The organism is Allobosea sp. BK604 (genome assembly GCF_004341515.1).
Classification (GTDB): domain Bacteria; phylum Pseudomonadota; class Alphaproteobacteria; order Rhizobiales; family Beijerinckiaceae; genus Allobosea.
This window is the reverse complement of record NZ_SLZF01000005.1, coordinates 191,261-203,619: the sequence shown is the minus strand read 5'-3', so window position 1 is coordinate 203,619 and position 12,359 is coordinate 191,261. Positions and strand designations below refer to the sequence as shown.

The 12,359-nt window shown below is 65.5% G+C and carries 16 protein-coding genes; 6 read left to right on the top strand and 10 right to left on the bottom strand.

Annotated features, from left to right (window positions below):
• Nucleotides 1-2: 2 nt before the first annotated feature.
• Complete coding sequence (locus EV560_RS16830) at nucleotides 3-278, top strand: hypothetical protein (protein ID WP_131856943.1); 276 nt, start codon at nucleotides 3-5, stop codon at nucleotides 276-278.
• A 22-nt stretch (nucleotides 279-300) separates the two neighbouring features.
• Here the strand turns inward: EV560_RS16830 and EV560_RS16825 are convergent, their stop codons facing one another.
• On the bottom strand, nucleotides 301-522 hold the full coding sequence (locus EV560_RS16825) for a DUF2842 domain-containing protein (RefSeq protein WP_131856942.1): 222 nt from the start codon (nucleotides 520-522) through the stop codon (nucleotides 301-303).
• A gap of 112 nt (nucleotides 523-634) precedes the next feature.
• On the opposite strand from EV560_RS16825, the gene EV560_RS16820 reads away from it, so the two are divergent.
• Nucleotides 635-1,696, top strand: a complete 1,062-nt coding sequence (locus EV560_RS16820) for a COX15/CtaA family protein (RefSeq protein WP_248312090.1) — start codon at nucleotides 635-637, stop codon at nucleotides 1,694-1,696.
• Nucleotides 1,697-1,835: 139 nt separating this feature from the next.
• Here EV560_RS16820 and EV560_RS16815 read toward each other — a convergent pair whose 3' ends face one another.
• Nucleotides 1,836-3,113: an O-acetylhomoserine aminocarboxypropyltransferase gene (locus tag EV560_RS16815; RefSeq protein ID WP_131856941.1), complete on the bottom strand. Its 1,278-nt coding sequence runs from the start codon at nucleotides 3,111-3,113 to the stop codon at nucleotides 1,836-1,838.
• Between the two features lie 223 nt (nucleotides 3,114-3,336).
• Here EV560_RS16815 and EV560_RS16810 point away from each other — a divergent pair, with 223 nt between their 5' ends.
• A complete protein-coding gene (locus tag EV560_RS16810) occupies nucleotides 3,337-4,044 on the top strand; it encodes a hypothetical protein (RefSeq protein ID WP_131856940.1) in 708 nt (235 codons plus the stop codon).
• Between the two features lie 20 nt (nucleotides 4,045-4,064).
• Here the strand turns inward: EV560_RS16810 and EV560_RS16805 are convergent, their stop codons facing one another.
• Both EV560_RS16805 and EV560_RS16800 read right to left on the bottom strand, forming a co-directional pair.
• On the bottom strand, nucleotides 4,065-5,291 hold the full coding sequence (locus EV560_RS16805) for an FAD-dependent oxidoreductase (RefSeq protein WP_131856939.1): 1,227 nt from the start codon (nucleotides 5,289-5,291) through the stop codon (nucleotides 4,065-4,067).
• A 22-nt stretch (nucleotides 5,292-5,313) separates the two neighbouring features.
• Nucleotides 5,314-5,844 (bottom strand): CoA-binding protein, encoded by a 531-nt coding sequence (locus tag EV560_RS16800; protein WP_248312089.1) that lies wholly within the window; start codon nucleotides 5,842-5,844, stop codon nucleotides 5,314-5,316.
• A 145-nt stretch (nucleotides 5,845-5,989) separates the two neighbouring features.
• On the opposite strand from EV560_RS16800, the gene EV560_RS16795 reads away from it, so the two are divergent.
• The gene (locus EV560_RS16795) at nucleotides 5,990-6,436 is read left to right on the top strand and encodes a hypothetical protein (protein ID WP_207908047.1); all 447 of its coding nucleotides are present in this window, start codon (nucleotides 5,990-5,992) and stop codon (nucleotides 6,434-6,436) included.
• Between the two features lie 115 nt (nucleotides 6,437-6,551).
• On the opposite strand, the gene EV560_RS16790 is transcribed toward EV560_RS16795, so the two are convergent.
• Nucleotides 6,552-7,367, bottom strand: a complete 816-nt coding sequence (locus EV560_RS16790) for an enoyl-CoA hydratase (RefSeq protein ID WP_131856938.1) — start codon at nucleotides 7,365-7,367, stop codon at nucleotides 6,552-6,554.
• A gap of 104 nt (nucleotides 7,368-7,471) precedes the next feature.
• Here EV560_RS16790 and EV560_RS16785 point away from each other — a divergent pair, with 104 nt between their 5' ends.
• Together EV560_RS16785 and ltaE are read left to right on the top strand one after the other, a co-directional pair.
• A complete protein-coding gene (locus EV560_RS16785) occupies nucleotides 7,472-7,888 on the top strand; it encodes a PaaI family thioesterase (RefSeq protein ID WP_131856937.1) in 417 nt (138 codons plus the stop codon).
• A 150-nt stretch (nucleotides 7,889-8,038) separates the two neighbouring features.
• Complete coding sequence (ltaE, locus tag EV560_RS16780; RefSeq protein ID WP_131856936.1) at nucleotides 8,039-9,085, top strand: low-specificity L-threonine aldolase; 1,047 nt, start codon at nucleotides 8,039-8,041, stop codon at nucleotides 9,083-9,085.
• 78 nt (nucleotides 9,086-9,163) lie between these two features.
• Here ltaE and EV560_RS16775 read toward each other — a convergent pair whose 3' ends face one another.
• The 5 genes from EV560_RS16775 to EV560_RS16755 all read right to left on the bottom strand — a co-directional run bounded on the left by EV560_RS16775 (nucleotide 9,164) and on the right by EV560_RS16755 (nucleotide 12,322).
• Complete coding sequence (locus tag EV560_RS16775) at nucleotides 9,164-10,201, bottom strand: HAD family hydrolase (RefSeq protein WP_131856935.1); 1,038 nt, start codon at nucleotides 10,199-10,201, stop codon at nucleotides 9,164-9,166.
• 54 nt (nucleotides 10,202-10,255) lie between these two features.
• The gene (locus EV560_RS16770; RefSeq protein WP_131856934.1) at nucleotides 10,256-11,083 is read right to left on the bottom strand and encodes a hypothetical protein; all 828 of its coding nucleotides are present in this window, start codon (nucleotides 11,081-11,083) and stop codon (nucleotides 10,256-10,258) included.
• 122 nt (nucleotides 11,084-11,205) lie between these two features.
• Entirely contained in the window at nucleotides 11,206-11,565 is a 360-nt protein-coding gene (locus tag EV560_RS16765; RefSeq protein WP_131856933.1) for an HdeA/HdeB family chaperone, read from the bottom strand.
• A 30-nt stretch (nucleotides 11,566-11,595) separates the two neighbouring features.
• Nucleotides 11,596-11,979, bottom strand: a complete 384-nt coding sequence (locus tag EV560_RS16760) for a hypothetical protein (protein WP_131856932.1) — start codon at nucleotides 11,977-11,979, stop codon at nucleotides 11,596-11,598.
• Nucleotides 11,980-12,094: 115 nt separating this feature from the next.
• A complete protein-coding gene (locus tag EV560_RS16755) occupies nucleotides 12,095-12,322 on the bottom strand; it encodes a hypothetical protein (protein WP_131856931.1) in 228 nt (75 codons plus the stop codon).
• Nucleotides 12,323-12,359: the final 37 nt, after the last annotated feature.

Genomic DNA, 12,359 nt, shown 5'->3' with positions numbered 1-12,359 from the left:
GGATGGTACTTTTCTATTTCCTGATGTTCGGCATATGGCCGATCATTCTTGGCTTCAGAGTGTCGCGACATCTAGGCGTCGAGCGGTCCGACATCGGAATGATGATAGCTATAGCCGTCATGATCGTCCTGGCTGCTCTTCAGAACGGCTTCAAGTTCGCCGTCGGCGCCGTGATTGCGAATGTGTTGGGGTTCCTGGGGGGCTACCTGCTCGAGAAGCACAGGGTATTCGGTGTTATTGCGATCATCGGCACCGTGTTCGCCGTCTCGTATCTCTGAACCAGGGCCGCTGTGAAAGCGATCACGCTCCGCCGTGGTCCTTGTCCTTCCGCTCCATCCACTTGATCAGCGGCAGCAGCGGCAGGATCCAGGCGAGGCCGAGCGCGATATAGGCGATCGCCTGCACGGTCTTCGACGCCTCGGTGATCCGCCCCTGCGCCAGCGCCATGGCGACGAGCGCATAGACGCAAACGAAGATCAGGATCGCGACCGTGCCGATCAGCTTGCGGTGGCTCTGGGTCATGTCTGCTCCGGCTGCGGCATCGCGAGCGTTGTTCGGCGGATGATGCGGGTCTATCTGTCACCGCCGACCGCGCTTGTGAAGCGCGCTTCCTGCGACCAGAGGCCTCGGTTCCGTGACGATTGCCCTGAAACAACCGCTCGAAACCGTCTCGGGCACCGCGAACCATGCCGGCATCCGCCGCTGGCTCTGGGTGGTCGCGGCGCTCGTCTTCGCCATGGTCGTGGTCGGCGGCGCGACGCGACTCACCGGCTCCGGCCTCTCGATCACCGAGTGGAAACCGATCACCGGCGCGCTGCCGCCGCTCTCCAGCGCGAGCTGGGTGGCCGAGTTCGAGAAATACCGCGCCAGCCCGCAATACCAGCTGCTCAACACTGGCATGAGCCTTGGCGAGTTCCAGTTCATCTACTGGTGGGAATGGGGCCATCGCCAGCTCGGCCGCTTCATCGGCCTGGTCTATCTCGCCGGCTTCCTTGTGGTGGCGCTGCGCCGGCTGCTGCCCTGGCGCCAGACCGCGATCCTGTTCGGCATGGGCCTGCTGCTCGGTCTGCAGGGCGCGATCGGCTGGATCATGGTCGCCTCCGGCCTGGAGCCCGGCATGATCGCGGTCGCGCCGGTGAAGCTGACCTTGCATCTCACCTTTGCCGGGCTGTTCTTCGCCTCGGTCATCGCCTTCGCCACCTCGCTGACGCCGCCGCGGCGGGTCGAGCAGGCGAGGGGGCAGGCGTTCTCCTGGCTGCTGCTGGCGCTGACCTTTATCCAGATCGCGCTTGGCGGCCTCGTCGCCGGCTCGAAGGCGGGCTTCACCTTCAACACCTGGCCGCTGATGGACGGAGCCCTGGTTCCGTCGGGCGCGACCCTGTTCGCGCAGCCCTCCTTCTGGGAGAACTTCGTCGACAATGTCGCGCTGGTGCAGTTCAACCACCGCCTCGGCGCCTACCTGCTGCTCGCCGCTGCGCTCTGGCACGCGTTTTCGATGCGCGGCGCCGCGCCGGGGTCAGGCACGGCCAGGCGCGCCACCGCGATTGCGGGGCTGACGCTCTCGCAGGCCGCGCTCGGCATCGTCACGCTCGTGCTGGTCGTGCCGCTCTGGGCCGGCCTGGCGCATCAGGCGCTCGCCTTCATGGTGCTGGCGATGGTCGTGGTGCATCTGACGCGGAACAGCGCGAGCGCCTGAACCACGCCCTCATGCTCGGCCCTGTGCCGAGCATCCACGTCTTGAACACCGCCTTCGACCGGCGAAGACGTGGATGGTCGGGACAAGCCCGACCATGACGCAGAAGGTGCTGTCCGTCGCCCGAGTGTGACGGCGACGCCTATGCCAGAGCCTGGTCGAGATCGTCGATCAGGTCGGCGACATCCTCGAGGCCGATCGAGAGCCTGACCACTTCCGGCCCGGCGCCGGACGCCGTCTTCTGCGCGTCCGAAAGCTGGCGATGGGTGGTCGAGGCCGGGTGGATCACCAGCGAGCGCGTGTCGCCGATATTGGCGAGATGCGAGAACAGGCCGAGCTTCGAGACCAGCTGGACGCCGGCATCGTAGCCGCCCTTCAGGCCGAGGGTGAAGACCGCGCCGGCGCCCTTCGGCGAATAGCGCTTGGCGAGCTCGTGATACTTGTCGCCGGGCAGGCCGGGATAGCTGACCCAGCTCACCGCCGGATGCTTGGAGAGATGCGTCGCGACGGCGAGCGCGCTCTCGCAATGGCGCTGCATCCGCAGCGGCAGCGTCTCGATGCCGGTCAGGATCATGAAGGCGTTGAAGGGCGACAGCGCCGGGCCCATGTCGCGCAGGCCGAGCACGCGGGTCGCGATGGCGAAGGCGAAATTGCCGAAGGTCTCGCCCAGCACCATGCCGTTATATTCCGGCCGCGGCTTGGACAGCATCGGGTAGCGCTCGTCGCCGAGCCAGTTGAACGAGCCGCCATCGACGATCAGCCCGCCGATCGAGTTGCCATGGCCGCCGAGGAATTTCGTGGCCGAATGCACGATGATGTCGGCGCCGTGCTCGAACGGGCGGATCAGGTAGGGGCTCGCCATCGTGTTGTCGACGATGAGCGGGATGTTGTGCCTCTTGGCGATGGCCGAGATGCCGGCGATGTCGACAATGACGCCGCCGGGATTGGCGATCGACTCGACGAAGATCGCCTTGGTGCGCGGCGTCACCGCGGCGGCGAAGGCCTCGAGATCGTCGGAATCGGCCCAGATCACGTTCCAGCCGAAGTTCTTGTACGAGTGGTTGAACTGATTGATCGAGCCGCCATACAGCTTGCGCGCGGCGACGAACTCGTCGCCCGGCTGCAGCAGGGCGTGGAAGGTCAGGAACTCGGCCGCATGGCCGGAAGCGACCGCCAGCGCCGCCGTGCCGCCTTCGAGCGCCGCGACACGCTCCTCCAGCACCGCGTTGGTCGGGTTTCCGATGCGCGTATAGATGTTTCCGAAGGCCTGCAGCCCGAACAGCGAGGCGGCATGGTCGACATCGTCGAAGACGAAGGAGGTCGTCTGGTAGATCGGCGTCGCACGCGCGCCGGTGGCTGCGTCAGGGGCAGCGCCCGCATGGATGGCGAGCGTGTGGAAACCCGGGGCGCGGTCGGTCATGAAGCGGCTCCTGTGCAGCCTTGGCGATCGGAGTGTTCTTTTTATCGAACGACCCCACCCTGTCAACCTTCGTTCGAAGGAGGAACGAGGGGCTGCCGGAGTGGAAATTGGTCCAATTTGAGCTTGCGGGAATGTCCGATAACGCTCTGCGCGCGGCATTACAGCATGCTGCGTGAATTTTTTCTTGTATTCGATAGCCTCTGAATTGAATTGGAGATGATCATTGCCGCGCTCGTCCATCGATCTCAAGAAGACTTTCGAACCGATCGCCGCGCAATTGCTGCTCACCGGCGTTCGCATCGTCATGGACGAGTATGCGCAGGAGCTGTTCGATCTCTGGTTCAGCGGCCGGGCCGGGGATGTCGAGGTGATCGACGATCCGAAATGGGCGGCCTACATGAAGGCCGACAAGAACCTGGAACGGCAGATCGACGAGCATCTCGTCCGTTATGCCGCCTTCCTGCGCGACGAGGTCCTGCGCGAGGGCAAGACGGCGCCGGACGGCCGGGCCAGCCTGGCGTTCCGGCCGTATCAGACGCAGTTCCATGCCGAGGTCGGCGCCGCCACCGGCGGCTATGCCACCGGCTATCTCGTGCTGCACGGCAGCAACCGCGATGCCGGTGATTTCCAGATGACCGGCACCGTCTCGATCGAGCCCAGCCGCAACGACAGCGGCAAGCTCTTCGTCAAGTTCAGCAACAATGTGCTGGTCTTCAACGACAAGGTCGACCCGAACTACAGCTATGCCAGCGACCTGAGCTTCGAGCGGATGTCGCGCAACATGGCGCGCGCGCTCGGTCAGCCGCGGCCGAAGAACTACATTGTCCGCATCACCTGGCGCGAGCCCGGCCCCTGGGTCTACGAGATCCCGGCGCAGTCGCCGCAGGCCGCGCCGGGCTGGCTGAAGCCCTACGGACGCGGCTTCAAGTAGGGTGCGCCAGCATCGATAACCTAGCGCTGCACCGGCCTGAGCTCAGGCCCGATATGCTCGGGCCTGACGCCCATCCCGATGAGCCGCGCCGGAATCCGTCGCAGGATCGGGAAGCGCTGGACCAGCCGCAGGGCAAAGGGCGGCGCGATCGGCCCCTGGCTGGCGAGCAGGGGTGTGATGATCCGGTTCTGGATCGCGATCTGCATCATCTGCGTCATCTTCGCGGGGAATTCACGCCGCTTCTGCACAGCGGCGAGATCGGAATCGGCCAGCCGCTTCTCGCGCAGGGGCCTCGCCAGCAGATTGGCCGCCGCGACCGCATCCTGTACCGCGAGATTCACGCCGACGCCGCCGATCGGCGACATCGTATGGGCGGCATCGCCGATGCAGATGAAGCCTGGCTTCCACCAGCGCTGCATGCGCTCGACCGCGACCGAAAGCAGCTTGATCTCGTCCCAGTTCGTGAGCTCCGGCACCCGGTCGGCGAGGGCGGGCGACAGCGCCACGAGCCCGTCCTTGAACGCATCGAGGCCTTTCGCCTGCAGGCTTTCGAGCGAGCCCTTCGGAATGACGAAGGCGCATTGCCAATAGTCGCCGCGGTTCAGCATGATGAAGAAGCGTCCGCCGGCAATCTGCCCGAATGTGTGGTTGTGGTCGCCCTGCTTGCGCGAGAGCCGGAACCAGAGCACGTCCATCGGGGCGCCGAGCACCTCGACCGAGAGACCGGAGGCCGCACGCAGATCGGAGCGGCGCCCATCGGCCGCGACGACGAGATCGGCCTTGATCGCGAGCGGGCCGTCGGGCGTCGCGACATTGACGCCGGTCACGCGGCCGTGCTCCTCGATCAGCCCGTCGGCCCTGGCATTGACCAGCAGCCTGAAATGCGGCTCGGCCTTGCCGTGGTCCGCCAGGAAATCGAGGAAATCCCATTGCGGCATGAAGGCGATATAGGGCGCCTTCACCTTGAGGTGGCTGAAATCCGCGGCCGTGATCTCCTCGTCGCCGAAGCGGACCGCGACCTCGCTCTCCTTGTTGTGCGGCAGCTTGAGGAACTCATCGAGCAGGCCGAGCTCGTACATCAGCTGCAAGGTCGAGGGATGGATCGTGTCGCCGCGGAAATCGCGCAGGAAATCGGCGTGCTTCTCGAGCACGATGACGTCGACCCCGGCCCGTGCCAGCAGGAAGCCGAGCATCATCCCAGCCGGGCCGCCGCCGGCGATGCAACAGGTCGTGGACTCCTCGCGCATCGCCGCCCCTTGTGCTGCCGGGTCAGGTCCCCGGTCGGTTGATCGTCAGCTTCTGGAAGCCCTTGCCGGCGAGGGCCGGCTTCTTGGCCGAAAGAATCCGCGAATTGATGCCTTGCCAGCCGATCTCGCCGGACAGCCTGCCGTACTCGATCTTCGGGCAGCGGTTCATGATCACGGTGACGCCCCTGGCCTCGGCGCGCGCCGCAGCCTCGTCATTGCGCACCGAAAGCTGCATCCAGATGACCTTCGGCAGCGGGTCGAGCGCCAGCGCCTCGTCGGTGATCGGCCCGGCCGCCTCGGAATTGCGGAAGATCTCGACCATGTCGAGCGGCTTGGGGATGTCCTTCAGCGAGCCATAGACGGTCTTGCCGAGCAGGGTCTGGCCGGCGAGCCCGGGATTGACCGGGATGACGTCATAGCCGCGATCGAGCAGGTATTTCGTCACGATCCAGCTCGGCCGCGCCTCGTTGGCGGAGGCGCCGACCAGCGCGATCGTCTTCACCTCGCGCAGGATGCGGCGGATGAGCGCATCATTATAGGAATCGTGATTCAAGGCCGGAATCCTGAAATCGTGAACGGCTGCCCGCCGAACAAGGCGCGATTGCGCCCGCCCGAACACAGGTTCGCCACGCTTTTTTGGTCCAATCGGGGAACGCTCGGGGACACCCCTGGCGTTCATCGTGAAAGGAGGGTCTGTCATGTGCGATTATAGTCTGCACCATGTGATGTCCACTCCCGCGAAGGTTGGCGATGTGCTGAAGAGCACAAGCTTCGCCAACTCGAGCACACGCGGATTCTGCGCTGCCGGGCAACCGGATGTCGCAGTGTGCGTGATGCCCGGCACGGAGTTGGCATTCGAACACGACATCGAATGCGACCGTGTGGTCGGCTTCCTGCCGCATCGCAAGATCGCAGCCCGGGTCGCCCGCTTCAGGCAGGTCGATCTGGATAAGCCCTATGCGCATCACGATGCGCTCGAGCTGCCCGATGGGCAGGTCATCATGGTGACGAACCTGTCCGAGGGACAGACGGTGACCGTGCTGCAGCTTCCGGCCCATCCGGAGCCGCACGATCATCATCATCACGGCGAGGCGAGGGCGGTTCCCGAAGAGGCGCCGCATCACCACCCGGCGACGATCATCTGACGCGCGTTCCGTCGGCCGAAAGGCCGGACACGCGGCGGATGCCGATCGCATCGAAGCCTGTCGCACGCGGAAACTGGATCCGAGCCGCGTGCGGCACCTGCCAACAGCGCGAACGCTACTCGCCTTGCCAGACCGGCTGGCGTTTCTGCATGAAGGCGTCGATACCCTCCTCGGCGTCCCGCGCCAGCATATTCTCGACCATCACGGCCGAGGCATGGTCGTAGGCGGCCGCGAGTCCCAATTCGCGCTGCTGGTAGAACGTGCGCTTGCCGATCTTGATCGTCGCCGGCGATTTCGAGGCGATCACCGCCGCGAGGCGGCGCGCTTCGCTGAGCGCGCCGCCGGCCGCGACGACGCGGTTGACCAGCCCCATCCGGGCCGCTTCCTCTGCCGGCACCATCTCGCCGAGCAGCAGCATCTCCATCGCATGCTTGGCCGAAAGGTTGCGCGAGAGTGCGACCATCGGCGTCGAACAGAACAGCCCGATATGGACGCCGGGCGTGCAGAATTTCGCGTTCGCGCCAGCGACGGCGAGATCGCAGGTCGCGACGAGCTGGCAGCCGGCGGCGGTCGCGGTGCCCTCGACCGCGGCGATGACCGGCTGGGGCAGGGCGGTGATCTGCTGCATCAACGCCGAGCAGCGGCCCATGATCTCCGTGAAATAGGCGCGGCCGCGGTCGGGATCGGCGCGGCGCGGGCTCATCTCCTTGAGATCATGCCCGGCCGAATAGACCGGGCCGTCGGCGGCGAGGATGACGGCCTTGACCGCGCGGTCCGGCGCGATCCCGGCAAAGGCCTCGCTCAGCGCCGCCAGCATGCCCTCGCTCAGCGGGTTGCGGGCCTGGCCGCGATTGAGCGTCAGGACCGCGATGCCCTCGGCATCCTCGCGCAGCAGGAAGGGCGCCGCCTCGGGCTTGTGGTGCAGGTTCATGGCATGGCCTTTCGCATCGCTGCCTATTGTCGGAGCCGGGCCGGCATGCTGCAAGGGGAGGGATTGTCACAAAGCCTCCGGTTTTCCGCACGATGACCACCCGCATGAGCGTCTCCGAGCTGGAGGCCTTTCTCGATAAGGTCTTCCCGCAGATCCATTATGGCGGGCGCACCTATTTCATCGAGGAGGTCGGGCCGCTGACGGCGCGGATGCGCTGCGACTACCATGAGCGGCATCTGCGCCCGGGCGGCACCATTTCCGGCCCGACCATGATGGCGCTGGCCGATCTTGCGCTCTATGTGGCGATCCTCGCCCAGATCGGCCCGGTCGAGCTCGCGGTGACGACGAGCCTCAACTATAATTTCCTGCGCAAGCCCGGCCAGTGCGCGCTGATCGCCGAGGCGAGGCTCCTGAAGCTCGGCAAGAGGCTGGCGGTCGGCGAGGTGCTGCTGACCTCGCAGGGCGAGAGCGATCTCGTCTGCCACGCCACCGGAACCTATTCGATCCCGGCCGGGCGTTGAGACTGCTCTGCAGCTCGACCACCACCGTCATCCGTTGCGACAGGCTTCCGGCGGAAACGGCAATGTGAAAATGGTACGCGGGAAAGATCGAGCAGGCGGTGCCGGCGGGATCGTGGCTCGATCGGATGCGGCCAACGAGGATTGGATCGAATGATAGTGGATGATTTCCGTTCCGATACGGTCACCCGCCCCGACGCGGGGATGCGTGCCGCCATGGCGGCGGCTGAGGTCGGCGACGCCGTCTATGATGACTGCCCGACCACCAGGCGCCTGGAAGCGATGGTCGCCGAGCGGCTCGGCAAGGAAGCGGCCCTGTTCTTTCCCACCGGCACGCAGGCGAACCTGGCCGGGCTCATGGCGCATTGCGGCCGTGGCGAGGAATATCTGGTTGGCCAGATGGCGCATACCTATCGGCTCGAGGGCGGCGGCGCCGCGGTCCTGGGATCGATCCAGCCGCAGCCCCTGCCCAACGAGCCCGACGGGACGATCGCGCTGGATGCCATCGAGAAGGCGATCAAGCCGAACGACTTCCATTTCGCCGTCACCAAGCTGCTCGCGCTGGAAAACACCTTCAACGGCTTGGTTCTGCCCGACGCCTATCTGCAGGCGGCGACCCGGCTTGCCCGCTCCCACGGGCTTGCGACCCATCTCGACGGCGCCCGGCTGATGAACGCCGCATCGGCCAGCGGCCGGGAGGCGGCCTGGATCGCGGCGCAATTCGACAGCGTTTCCATGTGCCTCTCCAAGGGACTTGGAGCGCCGGTCGGATCGGTGCTCGTCGGCCCGGTCGATTTCATCGCGAAGGCGCGCCGGATCAGGAAGATGCTGGGCGGCGGCATGCGCCAGACTGGCGTGCTCGCCGCGGCTGCCATCTACGCCCTGGAGCACAATGTCACGCGGCTCGGCGAAGATCATCGTCGCGCCGCGGCGCTTGCGCAGGTGCTGGCGCGCTTTCCCGATCTTGGCGCGGCACCGTCACGCACGAACATGGTGTTCATGGCGCCCAAGGGGCTCGACACCAGCGCCTTCGCCGCGTTCCTGCGCGGCCGCGGCATCGCCGTGAGCGGGCGCTACGGGACGCTGCGCTGGGTGACCCATCTGGATGTGGACGATGCCTCGGTCGAGCGGGTCAGTGAGGCCTGCGAGATCTTCTTCGATCGGCAAAAGGCACCGGTCGAAGTGACCGCGCAGGCCTGACTGCGCCGGGAGCGGAGGTAGACGACATACTCCGAAGCCGGGCTTCGGAGTATGTCGAGCCATGGTCCCGCCAGGCTTTCACCCCTCGAAGGCGAAGATCTTCTTCCAGTCGCGCTTCATGTCGACGACGGTCCATCGGTCGACGGCCGCCGCATCGAGCGCCTTGTCGAGCTTGCCGAAATGGGACTGGCGGTCATAGGCATATTCGCGCTCGCCATCGGTATGGTGGACGATCAGGCCGAAGCGCACGCCGCCGGACATGGTCGTCCATTGCAGCATTTCCAGATCGCCGTCCGAGTTGCCGAAAGCGGCGATCGGCCGGCGGCCGATCTGCTGGTTGATGCCGACGGGCTTGCCGGCGCCGTCGTCGATGAAGTTGATCTCCGGCAGGCGGAAGATGATCGGCAGGCCCCTGCGCATCTCGTACTGTGTCTTGATCGAGGAGCCGACGACCTGCTCGGGCGGGATGCCGTAGACCCGGTCCGTCCAGGGGCGCATGAACTCGACGCCTCCGCCGGAGACGATGAAGGTCTTGAAGCCATTGGCCCTGAGATAGGCGAGCAGCTCCAGCATCGGCTGGTAGACCAGCTCGGTATAGGGGCGCTTGAAGCGGGGATGGCGCGCGCTCGCCAGCCAGTCGGTGGCGATCGTCGCGAACTCCTCAGAGGTCATCCCGGCATGGGTGACCGCGACCAGCTGCATCAGCCCCTTCTCGCCGGATTCAGCCAGCGCACGCAGGTCGCCGTCGAGCACGGCCTTGAACGGCTGCTGTGTCGTCCAGCCGGGATTGGCCGGGGCGAGCGCCTTGACGCGGTCGAGCACGAAGGCGAGCTGGACATACATCGGCTGCTCGACCCAGAGCGTCCCGTCATTGTCGAACGCGGCGACGCGCTCCGCCGGCGCGACATAATCCGGCCCGCCCTGGGTGGTGACGCGGGTGACGAATTCGACGATCGACCGCTTGGTCTGGCCATCGTTCCAGGATGGCAGCTGATCGCCCTGGGCCTGCGCCAGGCCGGACCGGGCCTGCCCGATCAGGACGGGCAGCCCGGCCAGCGCCGAGAGCAGGACACGGCGGCTGATAGTCGTTCCGGCGAGAGCGAGGGCCTGGTTCATCTCAACCTCCATCGCGTGGTCGAGCCCTTCGCCTGCGCTCCGCCTTGCGGCGACTCAGAAATGATAGGCGATGCTCGAGAACACGCCGTGCTCGGTGGCGCGATAGGTGAAGCCGTCATTGCGGTAGTCGGTATAGATCGCCCGGTAGCCGAGGGCGGTGGAGAGCGACTCGCTCCAGCGATAGCCGACCGAGGCGAAACCCTGGGTGGTGAAGCGCGACCCGACGCCGAAGCCGCCGACATCGGCGAGGGCATTGACGAACCAGCGATCGTTGATCCGCCATGTCATGGAAACCCCGACCGTCGGGTCGACCCATTGCTCTATGCTTCGCCGGCTAAGGCCGACCGGGATCAGCCCCGGGAAAACATCGAGCTCGGCTGTCAGGCGCTGATAGCGCACCCCGGCCGTGGCGTAGATGTCGAGGTCGGGAGTGCCGAAGGGCAGGCGATAGCCGACGAGCGCCGAGCCGATCAACTGCCGCAGCTTGAAGTCGACCTTCGTCCCCGGCGAGATCGCGGCGAGGGTCGGGTGGCGCGTGCCGGGGAGCCGGACGGTGGCATCGTCGGAGAGGGCAGCCCAGACCAGATCGGTCAGGATCAGCCAGTCGTCCTTCTTGGCGAGGAACGAGCCCATCACGGCGCCGTTGAGGTTCTGCAGGATGTCGGCGAAGGTGACGTTGACATTGACCGGCGGCAGGTTGCGCACCCCGACCTGACCATTGATCGCCGTGGCCCAGCCATAGCCGGTGAGCTGGAACTGCCACGCCGATGGCAGCGGCTGCTGCACCATGACCGGCACAGGCGGCAGATCCGCGCCGGCGGCCGCCGTCGCCGCAAGCGCGAGCGGTGCGACCAGGCAGGACAGCCAGGTTCGGCGAGACAACCAGGTTCGACGAGGCAACTGGTTTCGACAAGGCTTGCCGATCTTCGCTCGCATTCTTCCTCCAGCAGCTACGCGATGGCGCGGGAGCGGAATTCCCCGCGCCGCCGAAACCAAGCCGCCCCTCACTTCATCTGGACGCCATCCTTGATGCGCTCGTCCTTGAAGATGACGGCGAGCGCTTCGATGATCTTCTTCTCGGGGTTGGCCTTGCAGTACATGATGACCTCATGCTCCACGACCTTGCCGCGCTTCAGATCGATGAAATGTTTCTTGGCAAGGCCGTTATACCAACCACTATACCAGGCAGAGAGGGCGTCGGCGTCTTCCTGGAAGGTGCCGGCCAACTGGGCGCAGGTCAAGGCCTGGACGTCGATGAAGCCCTTGGCGTCGACATAGCTCGTGAGCGGCACCTGGGCCTTCGCCATCATGCCGGAGCCGGCAAGGATCAACGCGGCGCTCACCGCAGCAAGTGTCCTCGACATTGCAATATTCCTCCTCGGTCGGGATGTCGTTCAATACATGAAGGGCGCGTTCCAAGGCCCGAATTCGAATGAATTCTGGGCCATCATCGCCGTCATCTGCCGCTCGTCGGCGAGGTTCTTCTGGAACACCATCTGGCGGTACTGGGCATAGGCCGCCTGGTTGCCGAAATAGACGCACTGGCAGACGATCGGATCGGCATAGAGATAGACGATCTGCGAGTTCTGCGCCTGCTGAACGAACTTGTTCGGCGGCAGCTTTTTCATCGCGGCGATTCGCTCCGGCGTGTTGGCGGGCTGCGGGACGAACCCGGCTGCCGAGAGCAGGTTTTCCTTCTGCTCGACCGATGCGGTCTGGCATCCGGCCAGGACCAGCCCGATCGCGACAGCAAGCCCGATGACGGCATGCCTGGTCATGAATCGCCTCCACAGTTAGGTTGCGCGCACGCGGCGCGGATGGTCGCGTCCGGAGCATTTTCGCGGGCACCGGTTCGCATGAGGAAAATGCGATGAAACAAAGGCTTGGCTGGCCTCAATCGTCGCCGCCGGTCGGCGCATTGAGCTGGAAGTCCCGCCTCAATTGCCGGTTCGACGAGGGATAGAGCGACTGGCATTCGCTGAAGTAGAGATTGCCAGGCTGCCGATTGACGGGATTGGCGCAGATCTGGGCGAGTTCGGCCTGCCTTGATTGCGGCGTCTGGCAGGCTGGCAGGGCCAGTCCGATAGCGAGCACGCAGCCGACGACGAAATATGCCTTCATGACCGCCTCCCTTGATTCAGGCTGGAAAATGCCAGGG